The following is a 21406-nucleotide window of genomic DNA, read 5'->3' as shown; positions in this document are numbered from 1 at the left end:
GAAAGGAGTAACTTGATGGAAGACGTTAAAAAATGGTTTACACCTTATCCAGAAGCCTACACTCATGACATTCACATCGAAGATATTTCACTATTTGATATGCTGAAAGAAACAGCCGAACGTTATCCTGCTCACACGGCAACGCGCATGTATCAGCATGCGTTAACGTACCAGGAGCTGTATCACTCAGTTTGCGTATTTGCAGGAGCACTACAGAAAAAAGGGATTAAAAAAGGAGATCGTGTAGCAATTATGCTGCCAAACTGTCCGCAATATATAATAAGCTATTTCGGCATTGTAGCAGCGGGCGGCATTGTGACTCAGGTCAACCCTATGCTTGTCGAACAAGAGCTAGAGCATATTTTAAACGATTCCGGGGCAAAAAAAATAATTCTGCTTGATGATTTTTATACGAGACTTCAAGAGATAAGAAACCGCGTTGATATAGAAGAAGCGATAACTGTCAGCTTGCAAAAACCTTTTGTTCCTACATCACCAGACCTTTCCTTCCTAGATTTTTTAACCATCAAGCATGAATTTAATCAGCCGGTCATCCATCCAGGACACGATATCGCTGTTCTTCAGTATACGGGAGGAACGACTGGGCCATCTAAAGGTGCGATGCTTACACATACAAACATTTACACAAACGCAGTTCAATCATACGAAATATTTAAGCATGATATTGAATTAGGAAAAGAAAAATGCTTAACCGTTATTCCATTGTTTCACGTATTTGGCATGACTTCCTGTATGCATTTATCGATTCTTTGCGGAAATGAAATATTGCTATTGCCGCGTTTTGATTTGGAAGAAGTACTAAATACAATAAAAAAAGAGCAGCCTAGTATTTTTCCTGGCGTGCCAACTATGTATGTTGCTATTACAAATCATCCGCGGGCAGAAGAATACAACATCGAAAGTATTCGCATCTGCAACAGCGGCAGTGCGCCCATGCCTATTGAGCTGATGAAAGAGTTCGAACGAAAAACGGGTGCTAAAGTGTTAGAAGGGTACGGCTTATCAGAAGCATCCCCTGTCACGCATTGTAACCTGCCGTTTTGTGAGAGAAAGCCAGGTACAGTGGGACTTGGCGTTCCGCAAACTGCTTATAAAATTGTAGACGTGGCTACCGGAACAAAAGAACTGCCAAGAGAAGAGCTTGGAGAAATAGTGATTAAAGGCCCTCAAGTTATGAAGGGCTATTGGAATCAACCTGAAGAGACAGCTCACGCGCTTAGAAACGGCTGGCTGTACACAGGAGACATTGGACAGATAGATGAAGACGGGTATTTATCCATTGTTGATCGCAAAAAAGATATGATTATTGCGAGTGGTTTTAATGTGTATCCTCGAGATATTGAAGAAGTTTTATATGAACACAGCCACATTAAAGAAGCCGTTGTAATTGGTGTGCCGCACCCTTACAGAGGAGAAACAATTAAAGCGATTTTGGTAGTGAAAGAAGGGAAATCTCTTTCCGAAGAAGAGCTTACTTCTTATTGTCGACATCACCTTGCCGCTTACAAAATTCCGCGAATCTTTGAGTTTCGCGCTGAGCTTCCTAAGACCAATGTAGGGAAAATTTTACGACGGGCACTACGAGAAGAAGTGGTGAAAGAAACGATGTAAATAAGCTGAACATAAACAAACTTTTTCAAAAGCTCCCTCTAAGCCATGGTATAATTTGTGAAAATGAGAAAAGACAGAGAGGGTTTGACGATGAAAGATTTGATGATGGAACGAAGCATTCAGCTTTTTGCTCAAAAAGGTTTCAAAGAAACGTCTATTCAAGATATTGTAAATGAATTAAACGTCACAAAAGGAACGTTTTATTATTATTTTAAAAGCAAACAAGAGCTTTTAATGGATATTCACCTTCAATATATTGAAAGATTAATAGAAAACCAAGAGACGATTCTTGCAGATAAGACAACATCTTATCCAGAAAAGCTTCACAGCATTATTTTTAAACTTGTTCATGATATTGAGAAAGAAGGTCTTCGAGCTAAAGTGTTTTTTAGAGAGATGCGTCATTTGAGTGAAGAACACTTAGAACAAATCATTCCAAAGCGCGATCGTTTTAAAGAAAACGTACAAGAAATTATTGAAAAAGGAATAGAAGCAGGGCAGTTCCGTTCAGATTTGCCTTCAGATATCGTGACGCTAGGCATATTAGGAATGACAAATTGGAGCTATTTTTGGTTTCAGCCGGATGGAGAAAAATCAGATCGAGAAGTTGCGGCTATTTTTTATAAGATGCTGGTGAAAGGTATTCAGTCACAGTAGCTGATAGGCTAGACAGTGCTCGTAAAAGGCGGGAAAGTATAAGCTCTTTCTCTCCTTTTATATTAAAAGGAGGCTATAACATGAATAGTAAAGACATACAGCGTATTGCTGTTATTGGAGCAGGACAAATGGGACATCAAATCGGTATGCTTTGTGCACTTGGAGGATATGAAACAATTATTCAAGATATGAATGAACAATCACTCATTGATGCAAAAAATAAGCTGGAAGCGATTATAGGCAAGTGGGTTCATAAAGGAAAAATCTCTTCTGAGGCTAAAGAAGCCGCATTTCGAAGATTGTCTTTTACAAACACATTAAAGGAAGCGGTTTCAAATGCTGATTTTGTAATTGAAGCTGTGGTAGAAAAGTTAGATGTAAAACAAAGTGTCTTTAAAGAAATAGATGAGTACGCACCAAGTCACGCCATTTTAGCATCGAATAGTTCAACAATTGTTAACTCGCTTATTGCAAGTGCAACAAACCGTCCAGCGCAAATCGTTAACATGCATTTCTTTTTTCCTCCCCTTGTAATGGACTGCGTAGAAGTTGTGATGAGTGAAAAGACAAGTGAAAAAACAGCTCAAACGACAATGCAAGTTTGCAAGCAAATTAATCGTACAGCAGTCCTTCTGAAAAAAGAAATCTCAGGTTTTATTGCCAATCGAATTTTAGGGGCGTTGCAAAAAGAAGCCGTTTTCCTTTACGGAAATGGATACGCAAATTTTGAAGACATTGATACAATTTGCAAAAAAGCGCTCAATCACCCGATCGGTCCTTTTGAATTGATGGATCTCTCGGGAATTGACGTCGGATATTTTGTGATGCAGCAGCGCTATAGCGAAACGGGGGATCCAGAGGACAAGCCAGCTGCGTGCATTGAAGAAAAAGTTCAAAAAGGCGAGCTTGGACGCAAAACAGGAAAAGGTTTTTACACATACCACACACAAGGAGTGAAGTAATGATGAAAAAATTTGTACGTGTTGAAAAAGAGAAGAAAACGGCAATTGTAACCATTGATAACCCGCCTTTAAATGTAATGAGCCAGACTGTTGTGCAGCAGCTTGAAGAAACGTATGAAGAGCTTAGTAAAGATTCGGATGTAATTACAATCATTTTAACAGGAGCGGGCGAGCGAGCGTTTATGGCTGGAGCTGATATTAAAGAGTTTCCTCAGTTAATGGGGCAAAGCGGCATTAAAGAAGAGTTTATGAAAACCCATCGTGTTTTGCAAAAACTTGAAAACATTGAAAAACCAACAATTGTCGTGTTAAACGGTTTAACGTTTGGAGGAGGATGCGAACTTTCACTAACCGCTGATATACGCATTGCCGAAGAACATGCTCAAATCGGTCTCCCGGAAGTGAAGCTCGGATTGTTTCCTGGAGGCGGCGGAACTCAGCGTCTTCCACGCGTAATCGGCGTTTCTAAAGCTAAAGAGTGGATGTTTGCCGGCAGTCCTGTTTCTGCAGAAGAAGCGCTTCATGCAGGCTTTGTCAATCATGTCACGCCTAAAGGAAAAGGGCTCGAAAAAGCAAAAGAGCTGGCTAAGAAATTTAACCGTCACTCTCTTCCATCACTTTCTCGAATTAAGACAGCGGTAAACGAAGGAATAAATCGTAGATTATCTGAAGGTCTTGAACTTGAGGCAGAGCTGTTTGAAGAAGTCTTTCAAACAGAAGATATTAAAGAAGGAGTATCAGCATTTATTGAAAAGCGTCCCGCTGTTTTTTCACATAAGTAAAGGAGGAGAAGATCATGTATGAAACACAGGTCAAAGTGCGCTTTTGCGAAACAGACGCACTCGGTCACATTAACAATACGAGCTATTTCATTTATTTAGAAGAGGCCCGGATTGCTTTTTTTGAAGAAATGGGAGCATCCATGCATACAGAAAAGTGGGAGTATATTTTAGCGTCTACTAAATGTGATTTTGTTGCGCAAGGTTATTTTAATCAAGTGCTAATGATTAAAACCTTTGTATCTAATGTCGGCAATAAAAGCTTTACAATTGGACATGAAATTACCGACAGCAAGACGGGATCGCTGATTGCTAAAGGAGAAGCTGTCATCGTGTACTTTGATTTTGATGCACAAAAAAGCGTTTCTATTCCAGCGGACATTAAGCAGTTTTTGATGAATTATAAAGTAGCTGTTTAACTATAAAAAAGCAGGTGGTAAAAGAATGTCACAAATCATTCCTGTACGCAAAGGAGAGGAATTAAACACGGAAAAACTGCATCAGTTTCTCCGTGTTTCGGTTCCTGATTTACCTACAGAGCCTCTTTTAATCAAGCAATTTGGATCAGGTGCGTCCAATTTAACCTACGCTCTTTCAGTCGGAGAGTGGGAGGCGGTGTTGAGACGCCCTCCCTTTGGGCCAGTTGCGCCAAAAGCGCATGACATGCAAAGAGAATACAAGATTTTATCTGTTTTATCGAAGTCTTTCCCTCTCGCTCCTAGGCCGTATGTGTTTTGTGAAGATGAGACGGTGGTCGGGAAATCCTTTTTTTTAATGGAGAGAAAGCACGGTGTTCTCATCGACACAGCGTTTCCAGAAGACGTGAAAGGAACTAACGAACTTTGCCGTTGTATCTCAGAACAAATGGTGGATGTCCTTGCTCAACTTCATGATGTTCCTTACAAAGGCACGCTTCTTGAAAAAATCAGCAAGCCCGAAGGATTTTTAGAACGTCAGGTACACGGCTGGATTCATCGTTATGAAAAATCAAAAACAAGTGACATACCGGAAGTAGAAGCCCTAAAAAAATGGTTGACCACACACATCCCCACTACACAGCATTCGACCATTATTCACTATGATTATAAGCTTAACAATACGTTATTTTCACCGGATGGAAATAAAATTGTAGGATTATTTGACTGGGAAATGACAACCGTTGGAGACCCGCTTGCTGATTTGGGAGTGGCGCTGAGCTACTGGATGGAAGACAGCGATCCTGAACTTTTGAAAAGAGGACTTGGAAATCCACCTGTTACTGTGCAAAAAAGCTTTTATTCCCGTCGAGATTTTGTAGAAGCATACGCTAAAAAAAGCGGACGGGATGTTTCACATATTGACTTTTACCTAAAATTTGCGTACTTCAAACTTGCTGTCATTTGTCAGCAAATTTATTACCGTTATAAAAAAGGCCAAACAAATGATAAACGGTTTTCACAATTTGGAGATTATGTAAAAACACTAATTATTCATGCTCTGCACACAGAACGAGGACATATATGAAAGGAAAAGTTCACGTAATACTCAAAAAAGAAGAGCTTCTTGCCAAAAAGCTAGAAGGAAAAACGGTTGTTATATTTGATGTCTTATTAGCTACATCAACAATTGCGGCTGCTTTACAGCAAGGAGCAATAGAAGTTATTCCAGTAAAAAATGAAGAAGAAGCGCGTAAAAAAGCAGAAACGTATAAGCCTGATGAAATTGCGCTTGTAGGCGAATATAGAGGGAAAACGATTGAAGGCTTTTTTGATCCAAACCCCAGCACGTTAAAGGAGCATGTTCAAAATAAAGCAGTTATTTTGTCTACCACTAATGGAACGGTAGCCATCCATAACGCCGAGAAAGCGAAACATGTATATGCAGCTTCACTGTTAAACGGAGAAGCGGTTGCGAATGCTGTTTGTCAACCAAGTCAAGATGAAACTGTTTTATTGGTTTGTTCAGGTTCATCCGCTCGCTTCTGTCTAGAAGATTTATATGGAGCGGGGTACTTCATAAGCTGTTTGCTGCAACTAAAAACATTTCATTTAACGGATGCTGCAAAAGCCGCACTGCTTTTATATGAGGCTTATGAGCATTCACCTGTTGAAATATTAAAGCGCTCAGCCGTAGGGGAAATGCTCACTCAGTATGGCTTTCTAGACGAAATTGGCTTTGTAAGCCGGAAAAACGTCTATTCCGTAGTTCCTAAGGTAGTGAAAAAAAAGCTAGTAAACGGGGAGGAAACGATATGTCTGAAATGAAAACCGAAGCAAAAGGCGGATCATTTTTACTGAAAAAAACATCTACGCATCACGTTTATACACCCGAAGACTTAACGGATGAGCACCGTATGATTGCTCAGACAGCAAAGCAGTTTATTGAAAAAGAAGTAGACCCTTACCATAATGACATTGAGCAGCAGGATTTTAATAAAGTAGTAGAATTGATGCATAAAGCAGGCGAGCTTGGACTTCTTGCTCACAGTATTCCAGAAACATATGGAGGACTAGGTCTTGATAAAGTAAGCAAAGGACTCGTCGGTGAAATCATTGGCCGGACAAGCGGATATGGAGTCGCTCATTCTAATCATACATGCATTGCGACACTTCCTATTACGTATTTTGGCACCAAGGAGCAAAAAGAAAAATACTTGCCTAAATTGGCAAGCGGGGAATATATTGGCGCCTACTGTTTGACAGAGCCAGAAGCAGGTTCTGATGCTCTTGCAGCCCAAACAAAAGCCGTATTAAATCCTGAAAAAACACATTATGTATTAAATGGAACGAAGCAGTACATTACCAATGCTGCCTTTTCAGATACGTTCATCACGTATGCAAAAGTAGACGGTGAACATTTTACCGCTTTTATTGTAGAAAAAGGTTTTGAAGGACTCTCTCTCGGGCCAGAAGAAAAGAAAATGGGAATTAAAGGGTCGTCTACTCGTCCAGTTATTTATGAAGATTGCTTAGTACCCGTAGAGAACGTACTTGGACAAGTAGGAAAAGGTCACTTGATTGCGTTGAACGTCTTAAACCTCGGACGTTTTAACTTAGGTTCTGCATGTATGGGTGCAGCGAAATATGCGTTTGAACTTGCTTTAGCTTATACAAAAGAACGCAAGCAGTTTAAAACAGCTATTGCGGAATTTAATGCTTCAAAAGAAAAAATAGCAAAAATGGCGGCTCGTATTTTTGCATCTGAATCTATTCAGTACCGTACAGCTGGTTTACTAGAAGAGGCACTTGGTGGCTTATATGAAAGTGAAAATCATAAGTTAGTAGCTAAACAGCTGGCTGAATTTGCAATGGAATGTTCAGTTTGTAAAGTGTACGGATCGGAAACGCTTGATTTAATTGCCGATGAAGCGCTGCAGCTTCATGGCGGCGCAGGGTTTATTCAAGAATATAAAATAGAACAAGTATATCGTGACTCACGCATCAATCGTATTTTTGAAGGTACAAATGAAATCAATCGCCTTTTGCTTCCAACTCAGCTTCTGAAAAAAGCAGACAAAGGAGAAATAGAGCTGAGCAAACAAGTAGAACATGCTGTTAGTGAATTGATGAGCGGTCAGTGGGAAATATCTTCAAATGAACTTCTAGCAAGAGAAAAGCAGGCGGTTATTACCACAAGACATTTATTTCTTGCTTTGTTAGGAACAGCATTCCAAACGTTTAACGCCAATCTAGCACAAGAACAAGAAACGCTGATGAAGCTCGCAGAAATTGCTGTTGGACTATTTGCCATAGAGTCATCTGTGCTGCGCGCGGAAAAAGCCGTGAACAAAAATGGAGAAGAAAAAGAAAAGTTAAAAAGCAAGCTGACAGCAACGGTTGTTAGTGAAACACTCTTTGAAATTGAAAAGCAGGCTCGACAATTAATAAACGGAATGTTAACGGGTGAAAAACACCGACAGTACCGCACAATTCTTGGAAAATGGATGAATGATTTGCAAAGTGAAGGAGAGTTCATGCGCAATCGAGACATCGCCCGTGAATTTATCGAAAGCGGGCGATATGTTGTATAAGGAGGGATATTATGCGTTTTGAAGGGCAAATAGCTGTTATTACAGGAGCTGGAAGCGGCATTGGAGAAGCGACCGCTCAGAGAATGGCGAAAGAAGGAGCTCGCGTCATTCTTGTCGGGCGAACTAAAGAAAAACTAGTACAGGCTGCATCGGCTATTGACACACGGTGTGAACGAAAATGCACGGATATTTTCTCAGCTGATGTAACGAAAGAAGAAGACGTCAAAGAGCTGGCTGAGTTTATAAAAGAAAAGTACGGACAAATTCATTTATTAATTAATAACGCAGGCGGATCAGTTAATTCAACAATCAAAGAAACAACGCTTGAACAGTGGAAACACGTGCAGGACGTCAATTTAACAAGCGTATTTCTTGTCACAAAACATTTGATTCCTTTTTTAACTGAAGAAATAGGAGGAAATCGATCTATTGTTAACATTGCTTCTCTTTCAGGACATAAAGCTGGGGCACAAATTCCTCACTACAGCGCTGCTAAAGCTGGTCTAATTAACTTTACAAAAGCAATGGCGTTTGAGTTAGCACCCCACGGAGTCAGAGTAAACTCTGTGTCTCCTGGATTCGTAGAAACACCTTTAACGCAGCCAGGACTTGAAAATGAGCGCTTCACTAAGGCAATCGAAAAAAATACGGCTTTAAAACGTGTAGGTAAACCAGATGAAATTGCAAATGTTATTGCTTTTGCAGCGTCTGAAGAGGCATCTTATATGACGGGAAGTGATTTATTAGTAGATGGCGGGTGGCTTATCGTTTAATGCAAATTAAAGAGGAGGGAATTGAAATTATGAGTGATTTAGTAGTAGAAAAGCAGGGGACTATTTTATCTTTAACGTTAAATCGGCCGGAGCGTTTAAATGCATTCAGTGAAGAAATGATTGAAAAGTTAACAGCTGAAATAAAACAGGCACAAAGCGATGAGTCTATTAAAGTAGTTATATTAAATGGAGCAGGGCGCTCGTTTTCTGCCGGAGGCGATGTAAAAACGATGGGTCAAGCATCCGGATCTGATGTTTATGAACATATCGGCCGTTTAAATGAATGTATTTTAGCGATGCAAAATCTAGAGAAGCCAATTATTTCAGCAGTTCATGGATTTGCAGCAGGAGCGGCTTTTAATTTAGCTCTTTCTTCTGACTTTATCATTGCGTCAGAAGAAAGTCGGTTCGTATTAAGCTTTTCTCAAGTTGGATTGATTTCAGACGGAGGAGGCCTTTACTTTCTTACAAAGGTCGTTGGTCCCCATAGAGCGAAGGAACTATTATTTTTAGGAGAGCCTATGGATGCCGACACGGCTTACAAAGCTGGTTTTTTAAACCGTGTAGTATCGTTAAATCAGCTGAAAGATGAGGTCACATCCTTTGCAAGTCGCTTATCACAAGGACCAACGAAAGCGTATGGGAAAATGAAAAAAATTGTCAACGATTCCTTTCATTTAACGTTAGAACAAGTCCTTGAACAAGAAAGGCTAACGCAAGTTCTTATGGTAGAAACAAGAGATCATCAAGAAGGAATATCTGCGTTTAAAGAAAAAAGAAAGCCACTATTTCAAGGGAAATAAGAGGGGGATATAAGATGAAAGCCATTCAATTTACGCAGTACGGGGGACCTGATGTTCTTCAAGTTATCGATATTGCACGCCCTGTACCAAAAAAGAAAGATGTGCTCATTAAAGTTGCGGCAATCGGCGTTAATTACGCCGACGCTGCGCGGCGTGAAGGAGCATACGTAGTCGAAACACCGCTGCCTTTTATCCCAGGTTCTGAAGTAGCGGGCGAAGTGGTTGAAGTAGGCGAGGATGTAAAAGGGATACAAGTAGGTACAAAAGTCGTGACGTTGCTAGGATCTAATCGAGCAACAGGATACGCTGAGTACACGCTGGCAGATTCAAGAGGCCTTATTCCGTTGCCGGAGAATGTGGATTTAACACAAGCGGTTGCTTTGCCTCTTCAAGGACTCACGGCTTATCATATTTTAAAAACAATGGGTCGCCTTGAAAAAGGAGAAACCGTCATTGTTCATGCGGCAGCAGGCGGTGTTGGAACCTTAGCTGTTCAGCTTGCCAAAATGTTTGGAGCTGGAAAAGTTATTGCTACAGCGAGCTCCAAAGAAAAGCTTGAGCTTGCAAAAAATCTCGGAGCTGACGAAACGATTAACTATACAGAAACAGGCTGGGAAAAACAAATTTTAGAAGTAACGGAAGGAAAAGGAGCCGATATTATTTTAGAAATGGTAGGAGGGCATATATTCTATGAATCTCTTCAATGTCTTGCACCATTTGGGCGCCTCGTTTTTTACGGAATGGCTAGCGGAAAACCTGTAAAATTTAACCCTGCCCGCCTGATGGAAAAAAATCAATCGGTTCTAGGCTTTTTCTTACCTCAAATGATGGCAAAACCAGCGCTTTATCAGCAAAGCCTGCATGAGCTATTAAACTACGTAAATTCCGGTCAGCTAAAATTAATGCTGGGCGGCACATTTTCACTTGATGAAGCGGCAGATGTACATCGTCTGCTTCAAGGAAGAAAAACGACCGGAAAATTAGTGTTAGTTCCTTAACAAAACAGCTTCTGTCTCTAATAGGGATGGGAGCTGTTTTGGTTTAAAAAATTGGCTTTCACCTGCCAATTTTTTAAAAACCGCTTAATAATTTGGCATAAAAATCAATGTTTTTTACTAATTTCTTCTATATTTTAACACTGGCATGGAAGTTGCATAATAAGTGTTTGAACATATAAAGGAGGAATTGAATATGGTGAGAAATGGAACGGACCGCGTAAAGCGGGGAATGGCAGAAATGCAAAAAGGCGGCGTTATCATGGACGTCATTAATGCAGAACAGGCAAAAATTGCAGAGGCAGCAGGCGCTGTTGCCGTTATGGCGTTAGAGCGCGTTCCAGCCGATATTCGTGCAGCAGGCGGCGTATCTCGTATGGCAGATCCAACAATTGTGGAAGAAGTGATGAACGCTGTATCCATTCCAGTTATGGCGAAAGCTCGTATTGGCCATATTGTTGAAGCACGCGTGCTAGAAGCAATGGGTGTAGACTACATTGACGAAAGTGAAGTACTCACTCCAGCTGATGAGGAATATCACCTTAACAAAAGTACATTTACGGTTCCATTTGTATGCGGATGCCGTGATTTAGGGGAAGCAGCAAGACGAATTGGTGAAGGTGCTTCGATGCTGCGTACAAAAGGCGAACCAGGAACAGGAAACATCGTCGAAGCAGTGCGTCATATGCGCCAAGTAAACGCTCAAGTACGTAAAGTTGTAGGCATGGATGAAGACGAGTTAATGACAGAAGCTAAACTATTAGGTGCGCCTTATGAGCTATTACTGCAAATTAAACGTGAAGGCCGTTTACCAGTTGTAAACTTTGCAGCAGGCGGCGTAGCAACACCCGCAGACGCAGCGTTAATGATGCAGCTAGGAGCAGACGGTGTGTTCGTTGGATCAGGAATCTTCAAATCAGACAACCCTGAAAAATTTGCGCGAGCAATCGTGGAAGCAACAACGCATTATCAAGACTATGAACTTATTGCAAACTTGTCAAAAGGATTAGGAAGTGCAATGAAAGGAATTGAAATTTCATCATTATTACCAGAAAATCGTATGCAAGAACGCGGCTGGTAATGAGTAATAACTTTTAAACTTAGTTAGGAGAATGACCATGGGGAAATATACGATAGTCGATAAAGAAACGTGTATTGCGTGCGGTGCATGCGGAGCTGCGGCACCTGATATTTATGATTATGATGATGAAGGAATTGCGTTCGTTATACTTGATGATAATCAAGGCACGGTTGAAGTGCCCCAAGAGCTGGAAGACGATTTAATAGATGCGTTTGAAGGATGTCCAACAGAGTCCATCCGTATAGCGGATGAAAAGTTTGATGGAGACTCGAATAAATTTCAATAAACCGAAATAAATAAAAAAATAGAAAGTTTTTTTAAAAGAAAAGAAGGATTTTGTCTAGAAAAGGCGAAATGTTAGTTGTGTAAGAACATATCTTTTTAAAAATGAAAGCACTTACATAACTAAAAGCATATGAGTTAGTCTCATTTGACCTTTCAGAATTATTATTGTAAAAGTGCAGAGTAATCAAATAGTTTTTAAAAGGAGATTAAGGGGCATGCAAATACTGAATACAGTCATTGTGACAGGATATGCAAAAGCTCCACAGGGAACTTCCATGTATGAAATGTATAAGCATGCGGGAATTGTACTAGAAGTGGATCTGACAGAGCATAAAATTGTAAATGCTGAGTTTACGTTTATTACGGAGCTGACGCAAAATTTTTTCCGGAAGCTGCTTATTGGTTACTGCCTTGCAGATGGAATTGAACCTCTTATTGAACGTATTCAAAATTATTATTTTGCTCCATCTCAACAGGCGATTATCGTAGCGCTTCAGGCTGCAATCCAACGTTACTGGGATAATGTGAATCAAAAAATTACATAGCGTTTGGTTAGAATAAAGTGAGAAGACAACCTCTTTTCATGGTCTTATTAAAACCAAGCAGACACACACACACTTTACAAAGAGTGGGGGACATCCCTTTTTCTTTGGGGAGTCATTGTGTCCTGCTTGGTTTTTTTCGTGTAAAGCGCTGTGAAATATAAAAAGAAAAGGAGGAAACAAAATGAACAAAATCATCACGCGCGAAGAAGCAATAGAAAAAATAACAGATGGCGCACGCATTATGGTAGGTGGATTTGGTCTTGTTGGAAGCCCGCTTAGTCTGATTGAAGCGATTGCCAAATCAAACCTTAAAGATTTAGAGATTATTAGTAATAACCTCGGTGAACCTGGAAAAGGATTAGGTGTATTGGTTCAAAAAAAACAAGTAAAAAAAGCCATAGGGTCTTATTTTACTTCCAACCCTGAAGTTGTACACGCTTATCAACAACAAGAACTTCAAGTGGAGCTCATCCCGCAAGGAACAATGTCCGAGGCAATTAGAGCAGGAGGAGCAGGCATCGGAGGATTTTATACGCCTGTGAGCGTAGGGACCCAGCTGGCGGAAGGAAAAGAAGAACGAGTATTAAAAGGAAAGAAATATGTTTTGCAAGAATCGCTGCACGCAGATGTAGCTCTTATAAAAGCTAAAAAAGCAGATCGACTGGGAAATCTTATTTACAGCAAATCAGCAAGAAACTTTAATCCAATGATGGCAACAGCCGCTGATATCGTGATTGCAGAAGTAGAAGAAGTTGTTGAAGTTGGACAGATTTCTCCTGAAGAAATTGTAACGCCTCATTTATACGTTACTTATATCGTAGTGAAAGGAGAAAATTAAGATGAACGTCAAACAATATATTGCTGCGCGTGCTGCAAAAGAGCTTTGTCACGGAGATGTAGTGAACTTAGGAATCGGCATTCCTACTTTAGTTGCTAATTATATCTCACCCGATGTTCACGTGTTTTTACATTCAGAAAACGGGATTCTCGGCGTTGGACCTACTCCTGAAGAAGCCTATGTAGATCCAGAACTTGTGAATGCTGGAAAGCTGCCCGTCACAGTTTTGGGAGGTGCCTCATTTTTTAACAGCGCTGATTCTTTTGCTATGATACGCGGAGGCCATGTGAATGTATCCATTCTTGGAGTGCTTCAAGTAGATGAAGCAGGCCGAATTGCGAACTGGGCTGTTCCTGGGAAAAGTGTTCTTGGCGTAGGAGGAGCAATGGATTTATTAGAAGGCTCAAAAAAAGTGATCGTGACGACTCTTCATACGAATAGCCAAGGAGAGTCAAAGCTAGTTGAGGAGTTAACTTATCCACTTACTTCAGAGCGACGAGTCGATATGATTATTACGGAATTAGCTGTCTTTTCCGTAACGGACCTTGGTCTTGAACTTCTTGAAACAGCTCCCGGTGTTTCTTTAGAGACAGTACAACAAAAAACACAGGCTCCTTTTCGCGTTTCTAAATTATTTAATAAAAACAATGAGGTGACGGCATAATGGCAGTGATTGTAAATGCATTTCGAACGCCTATTGGAAAGTTTGGCGGTTCGCTTGCAGATACGCTTCCGGAAGAACTAGTCTCTCTCGTGATGAAAAACAATTTGTCTTCAGCCGGATATACGTCAGAGATTGTTGATGAAATTATTGTCGGACAAACGAAACAAAGCGCTCATGCTCCTAATATAGCAAGAGTAGCCGGGCTGAAAGCTCAATTCTCTGAACGTATTCCAGCTTATACGGTGCACCGCCAGTGCGGCTCAGGCATGCAGGCTGTAATGAATGGAGCTATGTCCATTTTATCAGGTCAAGCCGAAGTGGTATTAGCCGGAGGAGTGGAAAGCATGTCTCAAGCACCGCACTATACGGTAGGCACTCGTTTCGGTTTTCACGTTGGTGATTTAACACTCTATGACTCTAATACAGAAAGTCAGCCAAAATCACAGCCTGAAACGTTATACGGAACTTTTACGATGGGACAGACGGCCGAGTGGCTCGCTGAAAAGTATAGTATTAGTCGCGCGGAACAAGATGAGTTTGCTCTTTATAGTCAGGAAAAAGCTAGGCGGGCTATAGAACTTGATTTGTTCGAAGAAGAAATTATCCCCGTGCCTGTAAAAGAAGGAAAAAAAGGAATGGGGCATTTTGCAACAGATGAATTTCCTCGTCTTACTAGCAAAGAAAAGCTTGGTACGCTTAAGCCCGTTTTTCAAAGGAATGGAACGGTGACAGCTGGCAATTCATCCGGTAGAAACGATGGCGCTTCGATGCTGCTGATGATGTCGGAAGAAAAAGCTGAGCACCTCGGATTAACACCTATGGCTAAGATTGTGTCGTTTGCCGCAGCGGGCGTTTCTCCAAAGGAAATGGGAATTGGCCCCGTTTCTGCTTCGCAAATTGCTTTAAATAAAGTCGGTTTACGCTTAGGTGATATGGACTTGATTGAATTAAACGAAGCATTTGCCGCCCAAAGTATTGCTTGCTTAAGAGAATGGAATATCACATCAGAACAAGTGAATGTAAACGGAGGAGCAATTGCGCTTGGCCATCCTTTAGGCTGCTCCGGGGCAAGAATCATAACAACTCTGTGCCATGAACTCCAAAAGCAAAAAAGACGATACGGTCTCGCAACTATTTGCGTTGCAGGAGGATTAGGAATGGCGATGGTGGTGGAAAGATGGACGAAATAAAAAGAGACTATGTGTTTCATAGAGATTTAACAAAAAAGTATCCAATGATTACACACGGTGAAGGAAGCTACTTAATAGATGAACAAGGAAAAAAGTATTTAGACGGATGCTCTGGGGCCGTGGCGGCAAATTTAGGGCACGGCATTACACAAATAGCCGAGGCGATGGCTGAGCAGGCAAAAAAAGCGGCTTTTGTTCATACATTACGTTTTGAAACGAATGTTTTGCATAAACTTGCAGAAAAAATTGGTAACATGGCACCACTTCATTTAAATAAAGTCTATTTTACATCAGGAGGATCAGAAGCAAATGAAAGTGCATTAAAATTAGCAAGGCAATATCACAGAGATGCCGGAAAGATGCAAAAACACATCGTAATCGGAAGGTGGCAGTCCTATCACGGAAATACGATAGGTGCACTATCAGCTGGAGGAGATGTAAAAAGACGATATCCTTATACACCTAATCTTTTACATTTTGCGCACGTCTATTCTCCGTATTGTCATCGCTGTCCGTATAATCGAAATCAAGAAGACTGCGTGGCAAATCAAAACTGGAGCTGCATCACCGATATTGAACGCACTATTTTAGAGCTTGGTCCAGAAAATATTTCAGCTTTAATCGCAGAGCCCATCGTAGGAAGTCAGCAAGGAGCTGTTGTACCTCCGCTTGACTATTTTAAAAAAGTGCGTGAACTCTGCAGCCGCTATGACATTCTTTTGATTGTTGATGAAGTGATGACAGGCTTTGGGAGAACCGGAACTAATTTTGCAGTGGAACAATTCGGAATCGAACCAGATATCCTAACATTTGGTAAAGGAGTTTCAGCTGGGTACGCTCCTTTAGGAGGAATGATTGTCCATGACCGTCTGATTCAAGGCCTGTTAGAAAATAGCAGCGGGAAATTTCTTCATGGCTATACGTACAGTGGACATCCTGTTTCAATAGCGGCAGGTCTTGCTGCTTTGGATATGTATGAAGAAATGAATATCCTTCAAAACGTTGAAACTCAAGGCGCGTATTTAATGGAATGTTTAGTAGCGCTGCAGCGCAAGCATCCTTATATTTCAGATATTCGCGGCCGCGGACTTTTAATTGGATTAGAACTAATGAAAGACGCCAATCAACAGATATTTTTCGAGCCACGTGAAGCAGCCAGCGAAAAGCTCAATGAAATTTGTATGGAGCTTGGAGGCGTCTTTTATCCAGGATCCGGATCTATAGATGGACATAAAGGAGAGCATATCATTATCAGTCCTCCTTTAAATATAGCGAAATCAGAAGTTGATGAAATAGTGAGATTGCTAGATCATGCGTTTTCTATTTTTCATCAGCACATAAGAAAGGATGAGTCATATGAAAGTGCAAAATAAAACAGAAGAGCTTCAAATCAAAGGAAAAAAACATTTATCACCGGTGATGACAAGAGTAACAGAGCTTGTTATTGAAAAAGCGCACGGTGCGAAATTTTGGACAGCTGATGGTAAGGAATATATTGATTTTGTATCAGGAGTAGCTGTCAATGCAGTGGGTCATACGCATGAAAAGATGGTAGAAGCGATTAAAAAACAAGCAGATCAGCTGCTTCACCTAGGCTTAAACTACGGCTATTACGAAACAGCAGTGAATTTGGCAGAAAAACTTGCGCAAATTACGCCTGGAAACTTAGACACGGTTTTTTTTTCAAACTCAGGCGCAGAAGCCATTGATGGTGCGCTCAAATTAGCAAAAGCGGCCACTGGCAGACCAGCGATCATTGCTTTTGAAGGTTCTTTTCACGGCCGTACACTAGGAGCTACAGCTATTACGGCTTCAAGCTCAAAATACCGCAGCTACTATGAACCGATTTTAGGAGAAGTGTATCATGCTCCTTATCCCTATCCAAGTCAGCTTCCTAATATTGACGAGGAAGATGCGGAAGCATATTGCTTAAATCAACTGCAAAAGCTGTTTGAACTGCGAGTGGATCCTTCACGCGTAGCAGCGATTGTGATTGAGCCAGTCATGGGCGAAGGAGGCTATTACCCTGCTCCTTCTAGCTTTTTACGCGCACTGAGAGACATAGCCAATGATTATGGCATTCTGCTTGTTTTTGATGAAGTGCAAACGGGATTTGGGCGCACTGGGAAAATGTTTGCGGCAGAACATGCTGGAGTCACACCAGATATTTTAGTTTTAGCAAAAGCTCTTTCGGGTGGCATGCCACTAGGAGCCATTGTAGCAAGCCGAGAACTGCATGAGAAATGGCCAACAGCTGGACATGGTTCTACTTTTGGAGGAAATCCAGTATCGTGTGCAGCTGCTTTAGCTAATATTTCAATCATTGAAGAAGAAAAGCTTGTAGAACGCAGTGAAAAAGTAGGCGCTGATATTGTTAAACGCCTTCAGCATTCTATCGGACATTTACCGGCTATTAAAGAGGTTAGAGGAATTGGTATGATGATTGGTATTGAATTTCATGTTGAAACAGCAGCTGCTTATGTCCCTGTTATTAAATCAAAAGCGCTGGAAAAAAGACTGCTTATTATGAACTGCGGAGTTAAAGGGCAAACCATTCGTTTAATGCTGCCGCTAAATATTGATAAAGACGTGCTGGATCAAGGGCTGTCTTTACTAGAAGAAGTCATCACAGAAGCAGTTTCAATTAACTAGCTTTTTAAATGAAAAGGAGGGTAACAATATGAGTCAGACTAAAACCGAACTGTTACAAGGAAATTTATATATTAACGGCGAGTGGATAAGTGAAGAGGAGCAAACCTATTTTGAAAGTATAAACCCTGCAACACAAGAGCTCGTCGGAACGTGCGCAGCCGCTACGGCTAGTCAAGTCGATGATGCGGTAAAAGCGGCTAGTACAGCCTACAGCCACTGGAAAAATACATCTATTCCTGAACGTGCAGCATTTTTAACAAAAGCAGCTGAGCTTTTTGAAGACAGAAAAGAAGAGCTAGCTCAAGTGATGACAAAAGAGATGGGAAAACCGCTGACAGAATCCATAGGCGAAGTTGGTGTCGTCATTGCAACAGCTCAATATATGGCGGGAGAAGGAAGACGTTTGTTTGGCGAAATAGTGCCCGCTGGCTTTCCTGACCGAGATATAAAAATGGTTCGCGAACCGCTTGGAGTTGTGGCATGTATTACACCGTGGAACTTTCCTGTTTCTCTCGCTTCTTATAAAATGTTTGCCGCTTTAATCGCTGGCAATACCGTTGTCTGGAAGCCGGCTTCAGAAGTGGCGCTCTCAGCGAAGGTTTTTATGGAAGTATTGCACGCTGCGGGGCTTCCAAAGGGAACAATTAACTTGCTTACAGGATCGGGCAGAATCGTTGGACAAAAGCTTGCTACGCACTCTGAAGTGAAAATTATCTCATTTACAGGTTCTACGGAAGTTGGTCAGCAGTTAGCAGAAATGAGCAGCAAAACCTTAAAACGAATTTCTTTAGAGCTAGGAGGAAAAAACGCTGTTATTGTATTAAAGGATGCCGATTTGGATAAAGCAGCAGAAGGAATTATTAAATCAGCGTTTACGACAACGGGGCAGCGCTGTACAGCAGCTAGCAGAGTCATCGTGGAGCGTTCAGTAAAAGAAGAGCTTTTGAAAAAAGTAATAGCTCTTACAAAAGAAATGAAGGTTGGGAATGGCCTTGAACAAGGAGTTGTGATAGGACCGCTTGTTAATGAACAGCAATGCCGTTTAGTAGAAGATTACGTACAAAAAGCGGTAGAAGAAGGCGGGAATATTGCGTTTGGAGGTCGTGCTTTATCAGAGTTAGGAACTTGTTATTATATGCCTACTATCATTGATAACGTTCATTCTAACCACACAATTGCTCAAGAAGAGATTTTTGGCCCCGTGCTTGCTTTTATTGAAGTAAATGGCTATGAAGAAGCAATGAGCGTCAATAATGGAACGATGTATGGGCTCTCCACTTCTATTTATACAAGCAGCTTGCACTATGCCAGCCGAGCGGCAAAAGACGCTGTTAGCGGATTAGTCTATATCAATAACGGAACATCTAATGCTGAAATGGGGGTAGCATTCGGAGGAATGAAAATGTCTGGCAACGGCCACAGAGAAGTTTCTCATCATGCGTTTGATGTGATGACAGAATGGAAGTCTGTCTACACCAACTATTAATCTCGCACCTTAGCGAAAAGGAGGAGCACATGTCTTCACATCGCATTGGAATTGCCTTTTTTTATCATGAATCTCACAGCTTTAGTCCATTAAAAACAGAAATAGAACAGTTTGTACAAGAAGGCTATTTTGTTGGAACGGAAATATATAAAGCATACTCAGGAACCAAAACAGAAGTAGGGGGATTTTTAGATGTATTAAAGCAAGAGAAGCAGGTAGAAATCGTTCCCCTTGTTTGTGCAGCTGCAGTTCCGTCTGGGATCGTATCTTCTGAAGCTTATCACATAATTGAAAAGCAAATGTTGCACTCACTTACTCATGCGGGGCCGCTAGATGGTTTGTTAATCGCTTTGCACGGCGCAATGGTAGTAGAGCATCTTTTCGATCCTGAAGCTCATTTGTTAAGTCAGATAAGAAGCTGTATAGGAAGCAACGTTCCCATTGCTACTACGCTCGATATGCACGCAAATATCAGTGAAGATATGCTTACGTACACGCCGCTTCATTTTGGTTTTAAAACATATCCTCATGTTGATATGTACGAACAAGGAGTGAACGCTGCGCGAGCGCTTTTAACACAAGTAAAAGAAAGCGCTATCTATTATGCATCTTTAAAAAAATTGCCTATGCTTTTGCCGTCGATTAATATGCGAACCGCAGAAGGGCCGATGAAAAAAATGATTGATCTTGCTAAGCAAGCCGAGCAAGAAGCAGACGTATACAATGTTTCCATTTTTGGGGGCTTTCCGTATTCTGATATTCCAATTGCCGGAGCAAGCGTGCTCGTAACAGCTTTGAATCCTGAAACAGCAGAAAAAGTAGCAAAGAAACTAGCTTCTCAGTTTTGGAGTATAAAAGAAGAGTTTATCGTGGATTTGCCTACCGTTGAAGAAGGTCTGCAAACAGCGTTAAAACTATCAAGCGAACAGCCAATTGTGCTCGCTGATATAGCGGACAATCCTTTAAGCTGCGGAAGCGGCGATACAACAGAACTTTTGGAATACATGCTGAAGCTAAATATGCCGGGGACACTGTTTGGAGGTCTTTATGACCCTGAACCTATTGAACAATGCGTGCAAGCAGGAGTTGGGAATTACGTCTCTCTTTCCTTAGGAGGAAAAGTTTCTCCTGAGTTTGGAAAGCCCGTTGAAGTTGAAGCAAAGGTCATTGGTTTATCAGAAGGTGAGTTTTACAATTCGGGACCGTTTAATCAGCATTTGAAAGTAAATGTAAAAGGTGCAGCTCATATTCGAGTAGGAGAATTGGATATTTTGCTGATTGGAAGGCCGGTATCAGCAAACGATCCTGAACTTTTTCGCCATATCGGCATTGAGCCAGCGACGAAAAAAATCATCGGTTTAAAAGCTAAAAATCATTTCAGAGCCGCTTTTGAGCCGCTTGTAGGAGCTATCATCTATGTGGATGCACCAGGCGTAGCATCAAATCGCTTAACGACCTTTAATTATCAGCACATTCCAAATCCAATCTGGCCGCTGCAAGATGTCAAATATGAAAGTGAAAAAAGGAGGAAAGAAAAATGGATGCATTAAAAGAGCAGTACTATATCGAAGTGCCGGAATCGTTAAATCCGGAGCAGCAAAAGATGATGATTGAACTTGAAAAAGATGCGTTTCCGGGCATGGGAGCCGTTGATGAACAGACGCTTGTACCTTTAGCCCGCTACGGCAAGCTTATTCAATATTTCCAGGAAAATGACGCAAGGCCGATTGCCATTTGTGAGCTGCTTCGAGATTACAAAGATATCACAAAAGCTTATATCTTTGGTTTCTACGTCCGATCTGATAAACAAGGAAGCGGAATTGGACAGCTGTTTTTAGAAGAAATATTTTCGATTCTAAAAAAAGATAATTTCGAAAGCGTTTGTTTGACTGTGAATGTAAAAAATGAAGGGGCTGTGAAGCTGTATAAAAAAATGGACTTTACCATTAAAGAAACGCGAGCAGGAGAGTTTGGCGAAGGAGAAGATCGCTATTATATGGTGCGGTCAATTTCTTAGTAGAACATCTATTCAAAAAATAAACTTTGGAGGGAATA

General features: G+C 41.1%; 22 protein-coding genes. All 22 read left to right on the top strand.

Annotated elements, in window-relative coordinates:
* Positions 1–15: 15 nt before the first annotated feature.
* The 22 genes from AC4NPH_RS03125 to AC4NPH_RS03020 all read left to right on the top strand — a co-directional run bounded on the left by AC4NPH_RS03125 (position 16) and on the right by AC4NPH_RS03020 (position 21368).
* Positions 16–1632, top strand: a complete 1617-nt coding sequence (locus AC4NPH_RS03125; RefSeq protein WP_098196482.1) for a long-chain-fatty-acid--CoA ligase — start codon at positions 16–18, stop codon at positions 1630–1632.
* 90 nt (positions 1633–1722) lie between these two features.
* Positions 1723–2289: a TetR/AcrR family transcriptional regulator gene (locus AC4NPH_RS03120; RefSeq protein WP_013057054.1), complete on the top strand. Its 567-nt coding sequence runs from the start codon at positions 1723–1725 to the stop codon at positions 2287–2289.
* Positions 2290–2369: 80 nt separating this feature from the next.
* A complete protein-coding gene (locus AC4NPH_RS03115; RefSeq protein ID WP_335481976.1) occupies positions 2370–3251 on the top strand; it encodes a 3-hydroxyacyl-CoA dehydrogenase family protein in 882 nt (293 codons plus the stop codon).
* Positions 3251–4033, top strand: a complete 783-nt coding sequence (locus AC4NPH_RS03110; protein ID WP_098196484.1) for an enoyl-CoA hydratase — start codon at positions 3251–3253, stop codon at positions 4031–4033. The genes AC4NPH_RS03115 and AC4NPH_RS03110 overlap by 1 nt, the downstream gene beginning before the upstream one ends.
* 14 nt (positions 4034–4047) lie before the next feature.
* Positions 4048–4449, top strand: coding sequence for an acyl-CoA thioesterase (locus tag AC4NPH_RS03105; RefSeq protein WP_013057057.1), 402 nt, complete (start codon positions 4048–4050; stop codon positions 4447–4449).
* Between the two features lie 25 nt (positions 4450–4474).
* Complete coding sequence (locus AC4NPH_RS03100; RefSeq protein WP_057273183.1) at positions 4475–5533, top strand: phosphotransferase family protein; 1059 nt, start codon at positions 4475–4477, stop codon at positions 5531–5533.
* Positions 5530–6273 (top strand): 2-phosphosulfolactate phosphatase, encoded by a 744-nt coding sequence (locus AC4NPH_RS03095; RefSeq protein WP_098196485.1) that lies wholly within the window; start codon positions 5530–5532, stop codon positions 6271–6273. The genes AC4NPH_RS03100 and AC4NPH_RS03095 overlap by 4 nt, the downstream gene beginning before the upstream one ends.
* On the top strand, positions 6261–8039 hold the full coding sequence (locus AC4NPH_RS03090; protein WP_097812473.1) for an acyl-CoA dehydrogenase FadE: 1779 nt from the start codon (positions 6261–6263) through the stop codon (positions 8037–8039). Before AC4NPH_RS03095 ends, AC4NPH_RS03090 begins: the two co-directional genes overlap by 13 nt.
* A gap of 11 nt (positions 8040–8050) precedes the next feature.
* The gene (locus tag AC4NPH_RS03085; protein WP_029321783.1) at positions 8051–8812 is read left to right on the top strand and encodes an SDR family NAD(P)-dependent oxidoreductase; all 762 of its coding nucleotides are present in this window, start codon (positions 8051–8053) and stop codon (positions 8810–8812) included.
* Positions 8813–8841: 29 nt separating this feature from the next.
* Positions 8842–9615, top strand: coding sequence for an enoyl-CoA hydratase/isomerase family protein (locus AC4NPH_RS03080; protein WP_302180618.1), 774 nt, complete (start codon positions 8842–8844; stop codon positions 9613–9615).
* 14 nt (positions 9616–9629) lie between these two features.
* Positions 9630–10613, top strand: coding sequence for a quinone oxidoreductase family protein (locus tag AC4NPH_RS03075; RefSeq protein ID WP_029321787.1), 984 nt, complete (start codon positions 9630–9632; stop codon positions 10611–10613).
* Between the two features lie 193 nt (positions 10614–10806).
* Entirely contained in the window at positions 10807–11691 is an 885-nt protein-coding gene (gene pdxS / locus AC4NPH_RS03070; protein ID WP_029321789.1) for a pyridoxal 5'-phosphate synthase lyase subunit PdxS, read from the top strand.
* Positions 11692–11728: 37 nt separating this feature from the next.
* Positions 11729–11977: a ferredoxin gene (locus tag AC4NPH_RS03065; protein WP_013057065.1), complete on the top strand. Its 249-nt coding sequence runs from the start codon at positions 11729–11731 to the stop codon at positions 11975–11977.
* A 214-nt stretch (positions 11978–12191) separates the two neighbouring features.
* The gene (locus AC4NPH_RS03060; RefSeq protein WP_013057066.1) at positions 12192–12521 is read left to right on the top strand and encodes a DUF3870 domain-containing protein; all 330 of its coding nucleotides are present in this window, start codon (positions 12192–12194) and stop codon (positions 12519–12521) included.
* A gap of 181 nt (positions 12522–12702) precedes the next feature.
* Positions 12703–13359 carry a CoA transferase subunit A gene (locus AC4NPH_RS03055; protein WP_013057067.1) on the top strand — a complete coding sequence of 219 codons (657 nt, stop codon included), beginning with the start codon at positions 12703–12705 and terminating at the stop codon, positions 13357–13359.
* 1 nt (position 13360) lies between these two features.
* Complete coding sequence (locus tag AC4NPH_RS03050; RefSeq protein ID WP_098196489.1) at positions 13361–14023, top strand: 3-oxoacid CoA-transferase subunit B; 663 nt, start codon at positions 13361–13363, stop codon at positions 14021–14023.
* Positions 14023–15213, top strand: coding sequence for a thiolase family protein (locus tag AC4NPH_RS03045; protein WP_057273186.1), 1191 nt, complete (start codon positions 14023–14025; stop codon positions 15211–15213). The genes AC4NPH_RS03050 and AC4NPH_RS03045 overlap by 1 nt, the downstream gene beginning before the upstream one ends.
* The gene (locus AC4NPH_RS03040; protein ID WP_013057070.1) at positions 15201–16586 is read left to right on the top strand and encodes an aminotransferase family protein; all 1386 of its coding nucleotides are present in this window, start codon (positions 15201–15203) and stop codon (positions 16584–16586) included. Before AC4NPH_RS03045 ends, AC4NPH_RS03040 begins: the two co-directional genes overlap by 13 nt.
* On the top strand, positions 16570–17865 hold the full coding sequence (locus tag AC4NPH_RS03035; RefSeq protein ID WP_013057071.1) for an aminotransferase class III-fold pyridoxal phosphate-dependent enzyme: 1296 nt from the start codon (positions 16570–16572) through the stop codon (positions 17863–17865). The genes AC4NPH_RS03040 and AC4NPH_RS03035 overlap by 17 nt, the downstream gene beginning before the upstream one ends.
* 28 nt (positions 17866–17893) lie before the next feature.
* Entirely contained in the window at positions 17894–19351 is a 1458-nt protein-coding gene (locus AC4NPH_RS03030) for an aldehyde dehydrogenase family protein (protein WP_098196492.1), read from the top strand.
* 29 nt (positions 19352–19380) lie between these two features.
* Complete coding sequence (locus tag AC4NPH_RS03025) at positions 19381–20901, top strand: M81 family metallopeptidase (protein WP_097812476.1); 1521 nt, start codon at positions 19381–19383, stop codon at positions 20899–20901.
* A complete protein-coding gene (locus tag AC4NPH_RS03020; RefSeq protein WP_013057074.1) occupies positions 20889–21368 on the top strand; it encodes a GNAT family N-acetyltransferase in 480 nt (159 codons plus the stop codon). The genes AC4NPH_RS03025 and AC4NPH_RS03020 overlap by 13 nt, the downstream gene beginning before the upstream one ends.
* The last annotated feature ends 38 nt before the right edge of the window (positions 21369–21406 follow it).

This window comes from Priestia sp. MDV22-iso46 (genome assembly GCF_058629175.1).
This window is presented reverse-complemented; position numbering and strand designations above follow the sequence as displayed.

Excerpts from the sequence above, each read along its gene's own strand:
- AC4NPH_RS03125 (WP_098196482.1), top strand. The coding sequence starts at position 16 with ATGGAAGACGTTAAAAAATGGTTTACACCTTATCCAGAAGCCTACACT.
- AC4NPH_RS03120 (WP_013057054.1), top strand. The coding sequence starts at position 1,723 with ATGAAAGATTTGATGATGGAACGAAGCATTCAGCTTTTTGCTCAAAAA.
- AC4NPH_RS03115 (WP_335481976.1), top strand. The coding sequence starts at position 2,370 with ATGAATAGTAAAGACATACAGCGTATTGCTGTTATTGGAGCAGGACAA.
- AC4NPH_RS03110 (WP_098196484.1), top strand. The coding sequence starts at position 3,251 with ATGATGAAAAAATTTGTACGTGTTGAAAAAGAGAAGAAAACGGCAATT.
- AC4NPH_RS03105 (WP_013057057.1), top strand. The coding sequence starts at position 4,048 with ATGTATGAAACACAGGTCAAAGTGCGCTTTTGCGAAACAGACGCACTC.
- AC4NPH_RS03100 (WP_057273183.1), top strand. The coding sequence starts at position 4,475 with ATGTCACAAATCATTCCTGTACGCAAAGGAGAGGAATTAAACACGGAA.
- AC4NPH_RS03095 (WP_098196485.1), top strand. The coding sequence starts at position 5,530 with ATGAAAGGAAAAGTTCACGTAATACTCAAAAAAGAAGAGCTTCTTGCC.
- AC4NPH_RS03090 (WP_097812473.1), top strand. The coding sequence starts at position 6,261 with ATGTCTGAAATGAAAACCGAAGCAAAAGGCGGATCATTTTTACTGAAA.
- AC4NPH_RS03085 (WP_029321783.1), top strand. The coding sequence starts at position 8,051 with ATGCGTTTTGAAGGGCAAATAGCTGTTATTACAGGAGCTGGAAGCGGC.
- AC4NPH_RS03080 (WP_302180618.1), top strand. The coding sequence starts at position 8,842 with ATGAGTGATTTAGTAGTAGAAAAGCAGGGGACTATTTTATCTTTAACG.
- AC4NPH_RS03075 (WP_029321787.1), top strand. The coding sequence starts at position 9,630 with ATGAAAGCCATTCAATTTACGCAGTACGGGGGACCTGATGTTCTTCAA.
- pdxS (WP_029321789.1), top strand. The coding sequence starts at position 10,807 with ATGGTGAGAAATGGAACGGACCGCGTAAAGCGGGGAATGGCAGAAATG.
- AC4NPH_RS03065 (WP_013057065.1), top strand. The coding sequence starts at position 11,729 with ATGGGGAAATATACGATAGTCGATAAAGAAACGTGTATTGCGTGCGGT.
- AC4NPH_RS03060 (WP_013057066.1), top strand. The coding sequence starts at position 12,192 with ATGCAAATACTGAATACAGTCATTGTGACAGGATATGCAAAAGCTCCA.
- AC4NPH_RS03055 (WP_013057067.1), top strand. The coding sequence starts at position 12,703 with ATGAACAAAATCATCACGCGCGAAGAAGCAATAGAAAAAATAACAGAT.
- AC4NPH_RS03050 (WP_098196489.1), top strand. The coding sequence starts at position 13,361 with ATGAACGTCAAACAATATATTGCTGCGCGTGCTGCAAAAGAGCTTTGT.
- AC4NPH_RS03045 (WP_057273186.1), top strand. The coding sequence starts at position 14,023 with ATGGCAGTGATTGTAAATGCATTTCGAACGCCTATTGGAAAGTTTGGC.
- AC4NPH_RS03040 (WP_013057070.1), top strand. The coding sequence starts at position 15,201 with ATGGACGAAATAAAAAGAGACTATGTGTTTCATAGAGATTTAACAAAA.
- AC4NPH_RS03035 (WP_013057071.1), top strand. The coding sequence starts at position 16,570 with ATGAAAGTGCAAAATAAAACAGAAGAGCTTCAAATCAAAGGAAAAAAA.
- AC4NPH_RS03030 (WP_098196492.1), top strand. The coding sequence starts at position 17,894 with ATGAGTCAGACTAAAACCGAACTGTTACAAGGAAATTTATATATTAAC.
- AC4NPH_RS03025 (WP_097812476.1), top strand. The coding sequence starts at position 19,381 with ATGTCTTCACATCGCATTGGAATTGCCTTTTTTTATCATGAATCTCAC.
- AC4NPH_RS03020 (WP_013057074.1), top strand. The coding sequence starts at position 20,889 with ATGGATGCATTAAAAGAGCAGTACTATATCGAAGTGCCGGAATCGTTA.